Annotated in this window: 13 protein-coding genes, 1 tRNA gene and 2 pseudogenes; 14 read left to right on the forward strand and 2 right to left on the reverse strand. The window is 70.5% G+C overall.

All coding sequences use genetic code 11. The annotated features are described in order from the left end of the window. Nucleotides 1-12: 12 nt before the first annotated feature. The 10 genes and pseudogenes from H4W81_RS03110 to H4W81_RS03155 all read left to right on the forward strand — a co-directional run bounded on the left by H4W81_RS03110 (nucleotide 13) and on the right by H4W81_RS03155 (nucleotide 12,813). Nucleotides 13-1,923, forward strand: a complete 1,911-nt coding sequence (locus H4W81_RS03110) for a TIGR03960 family B12-binding radical SAM protein (protein ID WP_192773380.1) — start codon at nucleotides 13-15, stop codon at nucleotides 1,921-1,923. Nucleotides 1,924-2,017: 94 nt separating this feature from the next. Then, nucleotides 2,018-2,777: pseudogene (locus H4W81_RS03115) on the forward strand (TIGR03936 family radical SAM-associated protein). A 226-nt stretch (nucleotides 2,778-3,003) separates the two neighbouring features. Continuing rightward, nucleotides 3,004-5,868: an Rne/Rng family ribonuclease gene (locus tag H4W81_RS03120; RefSeq protein WP_192773381.1), complete on the forward strand. Its 2,865-nt coding sequence runs from the start codon at nucleotides 3,004-3,006 to the stop codon at nucleotides 5,866-5,868. A gap of 275 nt (nucleotides 5,869-6,143) precedes the next feature. Further along, on the forward strand, nucleotides 6,144-6,446 hold the full coding sequence (gene rplU / locus H4W81_RS03125; RefSeq protein ID WP_184973140.1) for a 50S ribosomal protein L21: 303 nt from the start codon (nucleotides 6,144-6,146) through the stop codon (nucleotides 6,444-6,446). Between the two features lie 15 nt (nucleotides 6,447-6,461). Next, the gene (gene rpmA, locus H4W81_RS03130) at nucleotides 6,462-6,719 is read left to right on the forward strand and encodes a 50S ribosomal protein L27 (protein WP_012893687.1); all 258 of its coding nucleotides are present in this window, start codon (nucleotides 6,462-6,464) and stop codon (nucleotides 6,717-6,719) included. A 184-nt stretch (nucleotides 6,720-6,903) separates the two neighbouring features. After that, nucleotides 6,904-8,256: a GTPase ObgE gene (obgE, locus tag H4W81_RS03135; RefSeq protein WP_192773382.1), complete on the forward strand. Its 1,353-nt coding sequence runs from the start codon at nucleotides 6,904-6,906 to the stop codon at nucleotides 8,254-8,256. A gap of 10 nt (nucleotides 8,257-8,266) precedes the next feature. Then, a complete protein-coding gene (gene proB, locus H4W81_RS03140) occupies nucleotides 8,267-9,385 on the forward strand; it encodes a glutamate 5-kinase (RefSeq protein WP_397129500.1) in 1,119 nt (372 codons plus the stop codon). Nucleotides 9,386-9,400: 15 nt separating this feature from the next. Beyond that, on the forward strand, nucleotides 9,401-10,675 hold the full coding sequence (locus H4W81_RS03145) for a glutamate-5-semialdehyde dehydrogenase (RefSeq protein ID WP_192773383.1): 1,275 nt from the start codon (nucleotides 9,401-9,403) through the stop codon (nucleotides 10,673-10,675). 62 nt (nucleotides 10,676-10,737) lie between these two features. Beyond that, complete coding sequence (locus tag H4W81_RS03150; protein WP_192781457.1) at nucleotides 10,738-10,905, forward strand: hypothetical protein; 168 nt, start codon at nucleotides 10,738-10,740, stop codon at nucleotides 10,903-10,905. A gap of 78 nt (nucleotides 10,906-10,983) precedes the next feature. Continuing rightward, nucleotides 10,984-12,813 (forward strand): serine/threonine-protein kinase, encoded by a 1,830-nt coding sequence (locus H4W81_RS03155; RefSeq protein WP_192773384.1) that lies wholly within the window; start codon nucleotides 10,984-10,986, stop codon nucleotides 12,811-12,813. A 44-nt stretch (nucleotides 12,814-12,857) separates the two neighbouring features. Here H4W81_RS03155 and H4W81_RS03160 read toward each other — a convergent pair whose 3' ends face one another. Next, nucleotides 12,858-13,883, reverse strand: coding sequence for a M48 family metallopeptidase (locus H4W81_RS03160; protein WP_192773385.1), 1,026 nt, complete (start codon nucleotides 13,881-13,883; stop codon nucleotides 12,858-12,860). Between the two features lie 86 nt (nucleotides 13,884-13,969). Between H4W81_RS03160 and nadD the strand changes: the two genes are divergently transcribed. The 4 genes from nadD (at nucleotide 13,970) to H4W81_RS03180 (ending at nucleotide 15,999) form a co-directional block, all read left to right on the forward strand. Beyond that, nucleotides 13,970-14,590: a nicotinate-nucleotide adenylyltransferase gene (gene nadD, locus H4W81_RS03165; RefSeq protein WP_192773386.1), complete on the forward strand. Its 621-nt coding sequence runs from the start codon at nucleotides 13,970-13,972 to the stop codon at nucleotides 14,588-14,590. Nucleotides 14,591-14,736: 146 nt separating this feature from the next. Continuing rightward, nucleotides 14,737-15,132 (forward strand): ribosome silencing factor, encoded by a 396-nt coding sequence (rsfS, locus tag H4W81_RS03170; RefSeq protein WP_192773387.1) that lies wholly within the window; start codon nucleotides 14,737-14,739, stop codon nucleotides 15,130-15,132. Then, nucleotides 15,129-15,758, forward strand: a complete 630-nt coding sequence (locus tag H4W81_RS03175) for a histidine phosphatase family protein (protein WP_192773388.1) — start codon at nucleotides 15,129-15,131, stop codon at nucleotides 15,756-15,758. The genes rsfS and H4W81_RS03175 overlap by 4 nt, the downstream gene beginning before the upstream one ends. A 168-nt stretch (nucleotides 15,759-15,926) precedes the next feature. After that, a tRNA-Ala gene (locus H4W81_RS03180) sits at nucleotides 15,927-15,999 on the forward strand. A gap of 403 nt (nucleotides 16,000-16,402) precedes the next feature. On the opposite strand, the pseudogene H4W81_RS49865 reads toward H4W81_RS03180, so the two are convergent. After that, nucleotides 16,403-16,603: pseudogene (locus H4W81_RS49865) on the reverse strand (transposase); the annotation flags it as partial. Nucleotides 16,604-16,692 lie beyond the last annotated feature (89 nt).

Here is a 16,692-nt window from a genome sequence, read left to right on the forward strand (position 1 = left end):
ACTCTTGGTGTCATGTCTGTCGAGTCATTGTTCCCACGCCTGGAAGCGCTGCTGCCCAAGGTGCAGAAGCCGATCCAGTACGTCGGGGGTGAGCTCAACTCGACGGTGAAGGACTGGGACGGGGCCTCCGTGCGCTGGGCGCTGATGTACCCCGACGCCTACGAGGTCGGCCTGCCCAACCAGGGCGTGGCGATTCTCTACGAGATCCTCAACGAGCTGCCCGACACGCTGGCCGAGCGCACCTACTCGGTCTGGCCCGACCTCGAGGCGCTCATGCGCGCCGAGGGCGTGCCGCAGTTCACCGTCGACGGCCACCGCCCGGTGCGCGCCTTCGACGTCCTCGGAGTGTCGTTCTCCACCGAGCTGGGCTACACCAACATGCTGACCGCGCTCGACCTGGCGGGCATCCCGCTCGCCGCCGTCGACCGCGGCGACGACGACCCGATCGTGCTGGCCGGCGGGCATGCCGCCTTCAATCCCGAGCCGATCGCCGACTTCCTCGACGCGGCCGTGCTCGGCGACGGCGAGCAGATCGCCATCGCCATCAGCGAGGTCATCCGCGAGTGGAAGTCGGAGGGCAGCCCCGGCGGTCGCGACGAGCTGCTCATGCGGCTGGCCGAGTCCGGCGGCGTCTACGTGCCCAAGTTCTACGACGTCGAGTACCACCCCGATGGCCGCATCAAGCGCGTCGCGCCCAACCGGCCCAACGTGCCGTGGCGGGTGCACAAGCACACCGTCATGGACCTCGACGAGTGGCCGTACCCGAAGAAGCCGCTGGTCCCGCTGGCCGAGACGGTGCACGAGCGGTTCAGCGTCGAGATCTTCCGCGGCTGCACCCGCGGCTGCAGGTTCTGCCAGGCCGGCATGATCACTCGCCCGGTCCGCGAGCGGTCGATCACCACGATCGGCGCCATGGTCGAGAACGGCATCCGCGAGTCCGGCTTCAACGAGGTCGGGCTGCTGTCGCTGTCGTCGGCCGACCACTCCGAGATCGGTGAGGTCGCCAAGGGCCTGGCCGACCGCTACGAGGGCACGAACACCTCGCTCTCGCTGCCGTCGACCAGGGTCGACGCCTTCAACATCGACCTGGCCAACGAGTTCTCGCGCAACGGCCGCCGTTCGGGCCTGACCTTCGCTCCCGAGGGCGGCTCCGAGCGCATGCGCAAGGTGATCAACAAGATGGTCACCGAGGAAGACCTGATCCGCACCGTCACCACGGCCTACAGCCAGGGCTGGCGGCAGGTGAAGCTCTACTTCATGTGCGGCCTGCCCACCGAGCAGGACGAAGACGTGATGGGCATCGCCGACCTGGCCAAGAAGGTCATCAAGGCGGGCCGCGAGGCCACGGGCTCGCGCGACATCCGCTGCACGGTCTCCATCGGCGGGTTCGTGCCCAAGCCGCACACCCCCTTCCAGTGGGCCGCGCAGGCCGACCACGAGACCGTCGACCGGCGGCTCAAGGCGCTGCGCGACTCGCTGCGTGGTGACAGGGAGTACGGCAAGGCCATCGGCTACCGCTACCACGACGGCAAGCCCTCGATCGTGGAGGGACTGCTCTCGCGCGGCGACCGCAGGGTCGGCGCAATCATCAGGGCGGTCTGGGAGGACGGCGGCCGCTTCGACGGCTGGAGCGAGCACTTCTCCTACGAGCGCTGGATGGCGGCCGCGGAGAAGGCGGGGGTCCAGGTCGACTGGTACACCACGCGCGAGCGCGAGGAGAACGAGGTCCTTCCGTGGGACCACCTCGACGCGGGTCTCGACCGCGAGTGGCTGTGGCAGGACTGGCAGGACGCCGTCACCGGGTCCGAGGTCGACGACTGCAGGTGGACACCGTGCTACGACTGCGGCGTCTGCCCGACCATGGGCACCGAGATCCAGATCGGTCCGACAGGTAAGAAACTGCTGCCGCTTACTGTGGTATAGACACGGCCTTATCCTGAGAGCTAAGAAACTCTGACACGGGAAGGAAGACAACGCTCTGAAGCCTGTTCCCGAGGGGCCTCCGCCCGCGCCGACGGTGCAGCGCGTTCGCGTGCGCTACGCCAAGCGCGGTCGCCTGCGCTTCACCAGCCACCGCGACATCTCGCGGGCCGTCGAGAGGGCGGTCCGCCGTGCCGGCATTCCGGTCGCTTTCAGCGCGGGTTTCTCTCCCCATCCGAAGATCTCCTACGCGGGGGCGGCGCCGACCGGTGTCGCCAGCGAGGCCGAGTATCTCGAGCTCGGTCTGACCGAGCCGCGCGATCCCGCCAGGATCCGCGCGGAGCTCGACGCCTCGCTTCCTCCCGGCCTCGACGTGATCGACGTCGTCGAGGCGCGTTCGGGGGCGCTCGCCGACCGGCTGGAGGGATCGGCATGGGAGCTGAGGCTGCCGGGCGCGGACGCCGAGCTCGCACGCGCGGCGGTGGAGAGGTTCCTCGCCGCGGGCACCGTCGAGGTCGAACGCCTCACCAAGAAGGGGATGCGGCGGTTCGACGCCCGCGAGGCGGTGCTGACACTGGCTTCAGGAGGAACTGCAGCTCAGGTGCCTGGACAGTCGTGTGTCATACTGCGCATGGTTGTTCGGCACATGACGCCTGCCGTTCGACCCGACGACGTGCTCACGGGCCTGCGCCTTGTGGCCGACTTCGCGCCGCCGGTCCCCCCCCGAGGTGACCAGGCTGGCGCAGGGGCCGCTCGACGCGGTAACCGGTGAACCCGCCGACCCGTTCGACCTTGACCGCGACACGATGCGCGGCGGCGAAACGGAACCGGCTGGCGCGCACGTCGCCGGTGAATGAGGAATGTGCTGAGGGCCGCCGTCACTCGTGACAAGGCGGTCCGATGAGCCCGTCCCTCATGGACAGGGAAGGCTTTGCGAGCCTCGCACGGTGGCGAGGTTCGGAGGGCTCGACCGCTGACAGGACTTGGCGCCCGCGCCTTTCGCAAGGTGCGGGCGGACAACGAGACACGATGGCTCCTGCGCGGCGCGGCGACGCGCCCGGGAGCTGACGGGAGAGCGCCCGCATGCTCGACAACGAGCCCAACGCCGGGGCCCATGGCCCTGACGGGGATACAACACAACAGCCCACCACGCCCAAGCGCCGGCGCGCGGCGAGCAGGCCCGCGGGCCCGCCGCCCGAGGTCGACGACGTTCCCGCGGTAGTGGTCACCACGCAGGCTTCCGGGGATGCGGGAGCCGCGTCAACCGATTTTTCCGGTACGGCCGGCCCGGCTCCCGCCACGGCGGGGCAGGCCGGTGAGCCGTCCACGGTGACGACCTCCGGCCAGGCCAGCCTCGTCGAGGAGGCCGTGGCCGAGGCCGTCGAGGCGCCCGCGCCCAAGCGGGCCGCCAGGTCCAGGTCGACCGCCACCACGACCACGCGCCGCCGTACCAGCAAGAAGGCCGCGGAGGCCGCTGAGAGCGCCGCTGAGGCCGCGCCGGCGCCCGCCGAGGCCCTGGCCACCGCCAACGGCGCGGAGGCGCAGGCCGGCGCCCTGGCCGACGAGTGGGAGGCGCCCGCGCTGCCCGCCGAGCAGGCCGTAGAGCAGCCCGCCGAGCAGCCCGCCGCGGAGGAGGCCGCGCCCAAGCGGCGCCGCACCCGCAAGAAGGCCGAGCCCGAGCAGGAGCCCGAGTCGCCGGTCGAGGCCGTCATGGCCGAGGAGCTGCTCGAGACGCTGCCGGAGAGCGAGCCGCTCGACGACGAGCCCGCGGGCGAAGACCTCGACGAGGAGCCGATCGCCAGGCCCGCGCTGTTCGTCGACCCCTTCGGGCTGTCGCCGCAGGCCGCCCAGGAGACCGGCACCGCCTTCCAGCGGCCCGCCGCCGTGTTCACCCCACTGTTCCAGGCGCCGGACCCGAGCCAGGCCCAGCCGGTCAGGGTCGAGCCGCAGCAGCCGGTGAAGCCGCGGGCCGACGAGGCCGACGCGCTGTTGACCGAGGAATCCGCCGAGGAGGCGGAGGAGGACGTCGACAGCGACGACACCGACCACGAGGACGACGGCGGCAGCCGTCGCCGTCGCCGCCGCAGGGGCGGCAGGGGCAGGGGCAAGTCGCGCGAGCGCGACGACGACTCCGAGTCCGACGACTCCGACGAGCAGGAGGAGTCCGAGGAAGGCGGCGAGGAGGCCGAGGAGGCCGAGGAGGCCCACGCCGAGGAGGAGGAGAGCTCCAGCTCGCGCCGCCGCAGGCGCAGGCGGCGCAGGGGCGGCGACGAGGTCGCCGAGGTCGCCACCGACGACCCGCCCAACACCGTCGTGCGCATCCGCGCGCCGCGCACCGGCAGGTCGAGCACGCTCGACACGCACGCCGACGGCGTGCAGAGCGTGCGCGGCTCCACCCGACTCGAGGCCAAGAAGCAGCGCCGCCGCGAGGGGCGCGAGCTGGGCCGCCGCAGGCCGCCGATCATCACCGAGTCGGAGTTCCTCGCCAGGCGCGAGTCCGTCGACCGGATGATGGTGGTGCGCCGCAACGGCGACCGCACGCAGATCGCGGTCCTCGAGGACGGCATCCTCGTCGAGCACTACGTCAACCGCGAGGCCAGCCAGTCGTACGTGGGCAACGTCTACCTCGGCAAGGTGCAGAACGTGCTGCCCTCGATGGAGGCGGCCTTCGTCGACATCGGCAAGGGCCGCAACGCCGTCCTCTACGCCGGCGAGGTGAACTTCGACACGGCGGGCCTCGAGGGCCAGCCCAAGCGCATCGAGGCCGCGCTCAAGTCCGGCCAGTCGGTGCTGGTGCAGGTCACCAAGGACCCGATGGGCCACAAGGGCGCCAGGCTGACCAGCCAGATCTCGCTGCCGGGCCGCTACCTGGTCTACGTGCCCGACGGGTCGATGACCGGCATCAGCCGCAAGCTCCCCGACAAGGAGCGCACGCGGCTCAAGAGCATCCTGAAGAAGGTCATGCCGGAGAACGCCGGAGTGATCGTGCGCACGGCCGCGGAGGGCGCCTCGGAGGAGGAGCTCGGCCGCGACGTGGCCAGGCTGTCGGCGCAGTGGGAGGCCATCCAGAAGAAGGCCAAGTCCGCCAGCCCGCCCGAGCTGCTGTCGTCCGAGCCCGACCTGACCATCAGGGTCGTCCGCGACGTGTTCAACGAGGACTTCTCCTCGCTGGTCGTGCAGGGCGAGGACGCCTGGGACACGGTCGAGGAGTACGTCAAGTACGTCGCGCCGCACCTGGCCGACCGGCTGGGCCGGTGGGACGAGGACGGCGACGTCTTCGAGGCCTACCGCATCGACGAGCAGCTGGCCAAGGCGCTCGATCGCAAGGTGTGGCTGCCCTCGGGCGGCTCGCTGGTGATCGACCGCACCGAGGCGATGACCGTCGTCGACGTCAACACCGGCAAGTTCACCGGCCAGGGCGGCAACCTCGAGGAGACCGTCACGCGCAACAACCTGGAGGCGGCCGAGGAGATCGTTCGCCAGCTCAGGTTGCGCGACATCGGCGGCATCATCGTCATCGACTTCATCGACATGGTCCTGGAGTCCAACCGTGACCTGGTGCTGCGCCGGCTGCTCGAGTGCCTGGCGCGCGACAGGACCAAGCACCAGGTCGCCGAGGTCACCTCGCTCGGTCTGGTCCAGATGACCCGTAAGAGGGTCGGACAGGGGCTCCTGGAGGCCTTCTCGACGCAGTGTGAGTGCTGCAACGGGCGGGGCCTGATCGTCTCGGCCGAGCCGGTCGAGGGCAAGCCGGAGCCGCGGGGCACGCAGGGCAAGATGGCGGTGGAGAAGGCGGTCGCCGAGAAGGTGTCCGCGGCCAACGACTCCGCCGGCCGTGATACCGTGACCGGTGCGCTTGAAGACGTCCCCGGCTCGGAGGACGACCAGGCGAACCAGACTTCCGGCAGGGGGCGGCGACGCTCCCGCCGAGCCAAGTCGGCCGATTAGCGCCGTCTTCGGCGGCGCCCCGCCCCAGCGGGGCGCCAACCGGGCCGGCCCTTCCCAATGGCGGCGTGACCTCCCCTCCGGGGGCGGCGCGTCATCGGGCTTGGCCGGCTTGTCCGACGATCCATCCGGTTCGACCGGGGGCCGGGAATCCGGTAACCTAGTCAATCGGTGCGTCCGGTGGCGCGCCCTGTTCGCGCGCCCACTCGGTTCGTCGGTTCCAGACAGCAATCGAATGCCGGGCGCAGCATTCAGAGAGTCAGCAGAAGGGTTCCGCGGTGTACGCGATCGTTCGTTGCGGCGGCAGGCAGCAGAAGGTCTCCGTCGGTGACGTCCTCGAGGTGGACAAGGTCGCCGGCGAGGTTGGTTCTTCGGTTTCGCTGCCGACGGTGCTCGTCGTCAACGATGGCGACGTGACCACGGAGGCGGGCAAGTTCACGGTGAGCGCCGAGATTCTCGGTGAGACCAAGGGCCCCAAGATCCGCATCCTCAAGTACAAGAACAAGACCGGTTACAAGAAGCGCCAGGGTCACCGTCAGCGGTACACCCAGGTGAAGATCACCGGTATCAACCAGGCCTGATCGGGAGTTAGAGAGATGGCACACAAGAAGGGCGCGTCGTCCACCCGGAACGGCCGTGACTCCAACGCCCAGCGCCTGGGCGTCAAGCGCTTCGGCGGCCAGCTGGTCAACGCGGGCGAGATCATCGTCCGTCAGCGTGGCACCCACTTCCACCCCGGTGACAACGTCGGCCGTGGTGGCGACGACACGCTGTTCGCGCTGGCCGCGGGCCACGTGCAGTTCGGCGTCAAGCGCGGCCGTCGCGCCGTGAGCATCGTTCCCGTCGCGGAGTAAATCCGCGGTCGGAAGACGTTGTAGCGAGGGGTGGATCGTTCCGGTCCACCCCTCGTTCGCGTTTTCCCGTGGGTCGTAACGGTGGCCAGCCGCGTGCGCTGGAGGAGCGTCTCCCTGGAGAGACACCGGCCACGTGACAAGGGTGGGCTTGGTTGGCCTGCCGTACAAGATGGAGAGAAGAGCTGTGGCGGATTTCGTGGACCAGGTGGTCCTGCACATCAGGGCAGGCGACGGCGGGAACGGCTGCGCCTCCGTCCACCGGGAGAAGTTCAAGCCGCTCGGCGGTCCTGACGGGGGCAACGGCGGCAGGGGCGGCGACGTCATCCTGGAGGTCGACCCCAACACCGCCACGCTGCTCGACTACCACCGCCGTCCGCACCGCAAGGCCGAGAACGGCAAGCAGGGGCAGGGCAGCAACAGGGAGGGCGCCAACGGCGCCGACGTGGTCCTCCCGGTGCCCAACGGCACCGTGGTCAAGGACGCGAACACCGGCGAGGTCCTGATCGACCTGGTCGGGGTGGGCACGCGCTACGTGATTGCCCAGGGCGGCCACGGCGGGCTCGGCAACGCGGCGCTGGCCAACTCCAAGCGGAAGGCGCCGGGGTTCGCGCTGCTCGGCGAGCCCGGCGACGCGCTCGACGTGATGCTCGAGCTCAAGAGCGTCGCCGACGTCGCGCTGGTGGGCTTCCCCAGCGCGGGCAAGTCGTCGCTGATCGCCGCGCTCAGCGCGGCGCGGCCGAAGATCGCCGACTACCCGTTCACGACGCTGATCCCGAACCTGGGTGTGGTCACCGCGGGCGAGACCGTGTTCACGGTGGCCGACGTGCCGGGGTTGATCCCCGGGGCGTCGCAGGGCAAGGGGCTCGGTCACGAGTTCCTGCGCCACGTCGAGCGCTGCGACATGCTCGTGCACGTCATCGACTGCGCGACCATGGAGCCCGGCCGCGACCCGATCACCGACTACGAGGTGATCGAGGCCGAGCTGCACGCCTACGGCAAGCTCGAGGACCGCCCCAGGATGGTCGTGCTGAACAAGGCCGACGTGCCCGACGCCAGGGAGCTGGCCGACATCGTCCGCGCCGACCTCGAGGAGCGCGGGCTCAAGGTCTTCACCGTCTCGGCCGCCACCCACGAGGGGCTGCGCGAGCTGACCTTCGCCATGGGCGAGTGGGTCGCCGCCGCGCGCGCCACCAGGCCGGTCGAGGAGCCGACCAGGCTGGTGCTGCGGCCCAAGCAGCTCGGGGCCGCGACGTTCAAGGTCCGCAAGGTCAACGACACCCTCTTCCAGGTCACCGGCGAGAAGCCGGAGCGGTGGATCAGGCAGACCGACTTCACCAACGACGAGGCCGTGGGCTACCTCGCCGACCGGCTCGAGCGGCTGGGTGTCGAGGAGGAGCTGGTCAAGGCCGGCGCGGTCGCGGGCGCCGAAGTCGTCATCGGCTCGATGGACGACGGCTACATCTTCGACTGGCAGCCCACGCTCAACGCCGAGTCGATCAACACGGGGCCGCGGGGAACGGACAACAGGCTCGGATAGGGTGCTGCACGTGCGGGAACAGATCAGCTCAGCGTCGAGGGTCGTCGTCAAGGTGGGGTCCTCGTCGCTCACCACCCCCCAGGGCGTGATCGACGTCGACAGGGTCGACGCGCTGGTCGACGTGCTGGCGGCACGGCGCCGTACCGGCACGCAGATCGTGCTCGTCTCCTCGGGCGCGATCGCGGCGGGCCTCGGCCCGCTGGGGTTGCCGGCGCGCCCGCGCGATCTGGCCACCCAGCAGGCCGCGGCCTCGGTCGGTCAGGGCGTGCTGGTCGCCCGCTACACCTCCTCCTTCGCCAGGTACGGCCTGCGCGTCGGCCAGGTGCTTCTGACGGCCGACGACATGATGCGCCGCTCGCACCACGCCAACGCGCAGCGCACCCTGAGCAGGCTGCTGGAGCTGGGCATCATGCCGGTCGTCAACGAGAACGACACGGTGGCCACCGACGAGATCCGCTTCGGCGACAACGACCGCCTGGCCGCCCTGGTCGCCCATCTCATCCACGCCGACGCGCTGGTGCTGCTGTCGGACGTCGACGCGCTCTACGACGGGCCGCCCTCCAGGGCGGGCTCCAGGCGCCTGTCCGAGGTCAGGGGCCCCGACGACCTGGTCGGCGTCGAGCTGGGCAAGAACGGCGCGGCGGTCGGCACGGGTGGCATGGTCACCAAGGTGCAGGCCGCGCGCATCGCGACGGGCGCGGGCGTGCCCGTGGTGCTCACCGCGGCGGCGCACGCGGCCCAGGCGCTGGCGGGGGCCGACGTCGGCACCTACTTCCACCCCGGCGGCCGGCACCCCGGCACCCGGCTGCTGTGGCTGGCCCACGCGACCACCGGGCGCGGACGGCTGACGCTGGACGAGGGCGCGGTCGAGGCGGTCGTCACGCGCCGCAAGTCGCTGCTGCCCGCCGGCGTGGTGTCGGTGGAGGGGGACTTCGCCGCGGGCGACCCCGTGGACCTGTGCGGGCCGCGCGGCCGGGTGGTCGCGCGCGGGCTGGTGAACTTCGACGCGGGAGAGATCCCCGAGCTGCTGGGCCGCTCCACGAGAGAGCTGGCCAGCGCGCTCGGTCCGGAATATGAACGCGAGCTCATCCACCGCGACGACATCGTCATACTGGAGTCCCACAGCTAGCGCTAGGAGAGCCGGATGGAGTTCGTCAAGGTTGCCCGGGCGGCGCGAGAGGCCGCCGCCGAGCTGGCCCCGCTGCCCAGGGCCGCCAAGGACGCGGCGCTGCGCGCCATCGCCGACGCTCTCGTGGCGAACTCGCCGGAGATCCTCGAGGCCAACGCCCTCGACGTGGACAAGGCGCGCGAGGGCGGCACCTCCGAGGCGATGATCGACCGGCTGCGGCTGGACGAGGCCAGGATCGAGGCCATCGCGCAGGCCGTGCGCGACATCGCCGACCTGCCCGACCCCGTCGGCGAGGTGGTCAGGGGCTCGACCCTGCCCAACGGCCTGGAGCTGCGCCAGCTCAGGGTGCCGCTCGGCGTCATCGGCATCATCTACGAGGGCAGGCCCAACGTCACCGTGGACGGCGCGGCGCTGTGCCTCAAGAGCGGCAACGCGGTCCTGCTGCGCGGCTCCTCCAGCGCCTACTCCTCCAACGCCGCGCTGGTGAAGATCATGCAGGCGGCCCTGGAGCCGACCGAGGTGCCCTCGGGGGCCGTGCAGCTGGTGCCGGGGCTGACCCGCGACTCGGTCAAGGAGCTGATGCGGGCGCGCGGCCTGGTGGACGTGCTGATCCCGCGCGGCGGCGCCTCGCTGATCAACTCGGTGGTGGAGGAGTCCACGGTCCCCGTGATCGAGACTGGCGTGGGCAACTGCCACGTGTACGTCGACGCGGACGCCGACCTCGACCTGGCCGTGGAGATTCTGCTCAACGCCAAGGCGCAGCGGCCCTCCGTCTGCAACGCGGCCGAGACGTTCCTGGTGCACGCCGACGTGGCCGAGCAGTTCCTGCCCAGGGCGCTGCGCGCGCTGAAGGAGGCGGGGGTGACCGTCCACGCCGACCCCAAACTGGGGGTCTACGGCGAGGTCGTCCCCGCGACCGAGGACGACTTCTTCACCGAGTACCTCTCGCTCGACATCGCCGCCGCCGTCGTCGGCTCGCTGGAGGAGGCGGTGGCCCACATCAGGAAGTACGGCTCGGGCCACACCGACGCGATCGTCACCCGCTCCCAGGGCGCCGCCCGCAGGTTCGTGCAGCTCGTCGACTCGGCGGCGGTCGCGGTCAACGCCTCCACGAGGTTCACTGACGGCGGCGAGTTCGGCTTCGGCGCCGAGATCGGGATCTCCACGCAGAAGCTCCACGCGCGCGGTCCGATGGGCCTGCCTGAATTGACCTCCACGAAGTGGGTCTATACCGGCGAGGGGCATCTGCGCACGTCAACGGGGACCGTTATTCCGTCCTGCGGAGGGTAATGCGGTGTGTCTCTCATGTGCGGGCGCGCCCGCACGTGGCTTGACTGGCCTTCATGGCTTTGGTGACAGCGATCATTTTCGCGGGTGTCGTGCTGTTCGGCGCCGACCGGCTGCTGTTGTGGATGGAGAGCCGCGGACACATCAACTGGCGCAGGAAGGGCCGCAAGAGGCTCTCGGAGGAGCCGACGGCCGGGCTCGACTCCATGCTGTCCGACTCTTCCCACCGATGACCGGCGTGCCGCGGGCGTAAGCACGGGTCACACCGCTAGGGTTGTGTCCCTTATGGGCGCGCCGAGCGGGGAGGGAGCGTGAGCAAGCTCGGCAAGGTCGGGCCTTACACCTTGCTCGAACGCCTCGGCCGTGGCGGCATGGGCGAGGTGTATCTTGCCAGCACCCGCCGGGGTGAGCGCGTCGCTCTCAAGGTGCTGCACGACCTCATCGAGGATTCCGCCTCGCGCATCCGGCTGGAGCGCGAGGTACGAGCGTTGCGCAGGGTCGAGAGCCCGTACGTCGCGAGGGTGATCGACGCCGATCTCGACTGCGTGCGGCCGTACCTGGTGATGGAGCACATCGAGGGCGACACCCTGCTCGACAGGGTGCGCCGCAGCGGGCCACTGACCGGCGCCGACCTGGTGCAGCTGGCCCAGGGCGTGGCGGCGGCGCTGGCGATCGTCCACGCCGCGGGCGTCATCCACCGCGACCTCAAGCCGGCCAACATCCTCATGGGCGCCGAGGGTCCTGTACTGATCGACTTCGGCATCGCGCAGGTCATCGACGCCACCAGGCTGACGATGACCGGCACCTTCCTCGGCACTCCCGGCTACGCCGCCCCCGAACTGTTCGCCGACGAGCACGTGGCCGAGCCCGCCGACGTCCACGCGTGGGCGGCCACGGTGGCCTTCGCGGCCACCGGCAGGCCGACGTTCGGCAGGGGCACGGTCGAGGCGCAGATGTACGCGGTGCTGAACGGCCAGGCCGACCTCAAGGGCGTGCCAGCAGGCCTGCTGCCGCTGGTGCGGGCCGCGCTCAACAGGGAGCCGGGCAAGCGGCCGACGGCGGCGCTGCTGGCCGACCGGCTGGCCAGACTGGCCAGGGCGACCGTCTCCTCCGCCACGGCCTCCTCCTCCGGGGCCGCCCTCGACGAGGATGTGAAGGCGCTCAGGGGCAGGGCGGCCGACGCGGCGAAGGCGGCGAGGAGCCGCGCCGCCGAGGCGCGCGCTGCCGACGAGGCCAAGGTGGTCAGGCCGCGGACCGCCGACGAGGGCAAGGTCGTCAGGCCGCGCGCCGCCGAGGACGGCAAGGTCGTCAGGCCGCGCGTCGCGGAGGAGGGCAAACCGGTCAGGCCGCGGGCCTCGGAGGAGAACAAGCCGGTGCGGCCGCGCCCTGGCGACGAAGGCAAGGTGGTCAGGCCGCGCGCCTCCGAGGAGAGCAAGCTCGCGCGGTCGCGCGCGCAGGGCCGTACGCCTGAGGAGCCGAAGGCGGCGCGCGCCCGGATGCCGGTGACGGCGAGGGGCCGTGTGGCGGCCCGTACGGCAGAGGAGGGGAAGGCGGCGGTCAGGGCACAGGCCAGGGCGCCACGCGTCAGGCGGGCCGCCGCCCAGGCGGAGCCGGCCCCGACCACGTTGCCCGCGGGCAACGCGGCGCTGCTGCTGCTGGCCGTGCTGGCGGTGCCGTGCGTCGTGGCGACGGTGATCTGGCCGATCGCGGGCGTGGGGATCACCGCCGCGTTCGTGGTGCTGGTGCGGACGGTGTGGATCAACCACTGGATGGTCAGGAACCGCACCTCGAAGCGGGTCAAGGTGGCGCTGAGGGTGCTGCTGTTCCCGCTGGCGCTGGCCGGGGCCGCGATCAGCGCGGCGGGCTGGCCGGGGCTGCCCGTCGCGGCGGCGGCCGGCGGTGTGCTGTGGATGGTCGCGGGCGGCGAGCTGGGCCCCGACTGGTGGCAGCAGACCGCGCCCGTCACGGCGGCGGGCGTGGTGTTCGGCGTGCTGTGCGGGGCGATCACCGGCAGGGAGGTCGAGCGGGCCGGCGCGATGCTGCAGGACCTGCGCAAGGAGGGGCTACGCGCGCTGGCCGTACTGGGCGGTTTCGTCGCCCTCTGCGCGGCGGCGGTGCGCGCGATCGCCCTGCTGCTCTGACCGACGGCCTGGAAGCCGCGTCTTCCAGGCCGTGAACGTCGTCGTCAGCTGCCGTCGCGGCGGGAGAAGCGGTTGAAGATCCGCTCGCCCGCGTTGACCGCGCCCTCGGCCACGTCGCGCAGGACGCCGATGAACGGGTCCTGCGACTCCGACCACGAGCGGCGGTAGGACTCGGCGGCCGCCTTGACCTCGTCGGTGACGCGGGCGTCGGCGTCGTGCTCCCTGCGCGGGTAGTCGCCGCCGATGATGCGGTCGTACTCGCCGCCGCGGTGCCACTTGTCGAGCTCGGCGACGCGAACGACGGCGAACGGATGCGTGGTGCCGAGCAGGTTGAGCACCTTCAGGAAGCCGTCGCGCAGGTCGCCCGCGGTGTCGTACTCGGCGTACTGGGCGAGGAAGGCCTCGATGTTCATCTCGTGGGTGTAGGCGCCGCCGGCGAGCTTCATCAGCGCGCGCTTGGCCGCCTCGGGGTCCTGGCCGGTCAGCAGGCCACCGCGGTCGGAGGACAGCTCCGACTTGCGGTACCACTCCTCCAGGCCCGCCACGATCGCGCGCAGGCCGATGTAGCCCAGCGGGATCCAGGCCACGCGCGTGGCCAGGCGGGTGAGGATGTCGAGCATCGTCCGGTAGACGGCGTGACCCGACAGGATGTGCGCGGTCTCATGACCGATCACGAAGCGCTGCTCCTCCTCGTTCATGAGGTTGAGCAGACCCGTCGTCACCACGATGAACGGGTCGTCGAAGCCGATGGCCTTGGCCTGGACCTGCGGGTCCTGCTGGACGTAGATCTCGGGGACCCGGTGCAGATCGAGGACGTAGGCCGCGTCGCGGCCCATGTCGTACAGGGAGCGGAACTGCGTCTCGCTCACTCGTACGGCAGAGGCGAGATACATCAGGCGCAGCCGGCGCTCACTGATCAGGCCGGACATCTGCTTGAGAACCGTGTCGAACCCGCTGAGCTTGCGCAGAGCGACCAGAGCGGACCGGTCTGCGGGGTGTTCGTAGGCACGGGACGAGATGCCGGGCAGTTGCACGCGGCTGCGATCCGGGGTGGTCGTCATGTCCGGCATGCTACGTCGGCGGCGGGTGTGGTGCGCGTTTCTCAGAAAGGGGGGTGCTTAATGGTTGGTTACGGCTTCCACGTAGGGTCCGTTTCATGATGAACGCGCCCAGGGTCCAGGGAAAGCGACGCGTGGGGGTCATGGGTGGCACCTTCGACCCGATCCACCACGGTCACCTGGTCGCCGCGAGCGAGGTGGCCCACCACTACGACCTCGACGAGGTCGTCTTCGTGCCGACGGGCCGGCCGTACCAGAAGGCCGAGAGAGAGGTGTCGGCGCCCGAGGACAGGTACCTGATGACGGTCATCGCGACCGCGTCGAACCCGCGCTTCTCGGTGAGCAGGGTGGACGTGGACCGGCCGGGCCCGACGTTCACCATCGACACCCTGCGTGACGTCAAGCAGATCTACGGTCCAGACGCCGACCTGTACTTCATCACCGGCGCCGACGCGCTCGCCGCGATCCTGGACTGGCAGGACGCCTCCGAGCTGTTCGATCTCGCGCACTTCGTCGGCTGCACCAGGCCCGGGCACACGCTGCGCGACCCCGGGCTGCCCGAGGGCAAGGTCAGCCTGATCGAGATCCCGGCCCTCGCGATCTCCTCCTCCGAGTGCAGGCAGCGTGTGGAGCAGGGTGAGCCCATCTGGTACCTCGTGCCGGACGGGATCGTGCAGTACATCGGCAAGCGCGGCCTGTACCAGGCGGGCACCGCATAGACGGCCCTGACCAGGGAAGAGTGGTGGAGAAGGCGCCCTGGACCGATGGCTCGCAAGTCAGGAGCATGTGCCTGGCGGCCACCGGGGATACTATCAGGGTAAGCGTGGGGTATACACGTGGTCACACAGGAGGACAGAACCGTATCGTGACAGCATCCGAAAGATCCGTTCAGCTCGTCAGAGTCGCGGCCGAGGCCGCCGCCGACAAGCTGGCCGACGACATTCTCGCCTACGACGTGAGCGAGCAGCTCGTCATCACCGACGCGTTCCTGCTCTGCTCCGCAACCAACGACCGCCAGGTGCGCGCCATCGTCGATGAGATCGAGGACAGGCTCCGCATCGAGTGCGACGCCAAGCCGGTCCGCCGCGAAGGCGAGCGTGAGGGGCGCTGGGTGCTCCTCGACTTCATCGACATCGTCGTGCACGTCCAGCATGAAGAGGACCGCACCTTCTACGCGCTGGAGCGCCTCTGGAAGGACTGCCCCGCCATCGCGCTGCCCGAGGGCGTGACCAGGGCCGCCGCCCAGAGGGCCCGTACGTGAGCAAGCGGATCGTCTGCCTGCGTCACGGCCAGACCCTCTGGAACGTCGAGCACCGCTTTCAGGGCCACACCGACATCCCGCTCGACGAGACCGGCATCGCCCAGGCCGCGAGGGCGGCGTCGCTGCTGGCGGCGCTCCGCCCCACGATGATCGTCTCGTCCGACCTGCGCAGGGCCAACGACACGGCCCTCGCCCTGGCCGGGATCGTGGGGCTCGACGTCTCGGTCGACAAGGACTTCCGCGAGCGTGGTGGTGGCGCCTGGGAAGGGCTGACCCGCGAGGAGATCGCCGCTCGCTGGCCGGCCGAGTACGTCGCGTGGGAGGCGCCCGACGGCGAGCCGGTTCCCGACGTGGCCGACCGCGTCGGGGCGGCGCTGCGCCGTTGGGCGGGTCAGCTCGACGGCGACGGGCTGCTGGTGGTGGCCTCCCACGGAGCGGCGCTGCGACTCGGCATCGCCCACCTGCTGGGGCTGCCGCAGGAGCTGTGGTCGGCGCTGGGCGGGCTGGGCAACTGCTCGTGGTCGGTGCTGGAGGAGGGGCGCAGGGGATGGCGCCTGCTCGAGCACAACGCGGGCACCCTGCCCGAGCCGGTCAACAGCGACGACACCCCCGAGTCCGCTTCCTGACCCGGTTCGGGACGGCTCCCGCGGGCCGGCCGCCGTCTTCGGCGGCACGGCCGGTGAACGGGCGGGGGACGGGCTCGGACGGGTGGCGGAACTCTTGATTATGCGAATCGGGAGCGATGGTTATATGCTCTGCGAGCGCCGCAACGGGAGGACTCGGAGCGGTGACCAGGGGCTATAGCGCAGTTGGTAGCGCACCTCCATGGCATGGAGGGGGTCAGGAGTTCGAGTCTCCTTAGCTCCACCCAAAGGCGGTTACTCGAACACGGCTCTTCTAGGGCGGTGGCGAGTAGCGTCGAAGTGCTTGTAGCGGCGGTGTCAGTGATGACGCCGCCGCTCTTGCGTTTTCCGGCCCTGGTGACGTGCAGGATCGGGGCGAGCGGGTGTGTGGGGTCGTCGGAGCTGACGCGGGGTGTGTTGTCGGTCTCGTCGGTGTCGAGGTAGAGCCGGTGGAAGAACGCTTGGTTGAGCAGACGACGGGCCGTTTCGCTGGCGATGCCGTACAGGTCGCGCGGGTTGGTGAGTAGGTCGAGCACGGTGGTCAGGGCCGTACGGCCGCTGTCGAGGTCGGGGTGTTCGGTGCGCGAGAGCTGAGCTTCGAGGCGTGCGCGTTCGTCTCGGATGCCGCGTAGGCGCTTGGCGAGCTCCTCCCGCTCGGATTCGGCCAGCTCCCCGCTGCCGGCGTCTTGCTCGCGGGCCAGCCGGTCCATTTGCACCCAGTTGGCCAGCGTGCCCGCGTTGATGCCTAGATCCTTCGCGACCTGCGCAATCGGCTTTCCCGTCTCCCGGACGATGCGGACCGCGCCCGCCCGGAACTCCGGCTCGAACCTGCGTCTGGTCTCTCCCACGACCCAACCTTCTCCTTAGGTCAGATCTCCACGCTAGAAGGGGAAGGCCAATTCGTCGGTCATCACTTTCCGTAGTCGGGGTTCGTGCA

It is taken from the genome of Nonomuraea africana, assembly GCF_014873535.1.
GTDB lineage: Bacteria > Actinomycetota > Actinomycetes > Streptosporangiales > Streptosporangiaceae > Nonomuraea > Nonomuraea africana.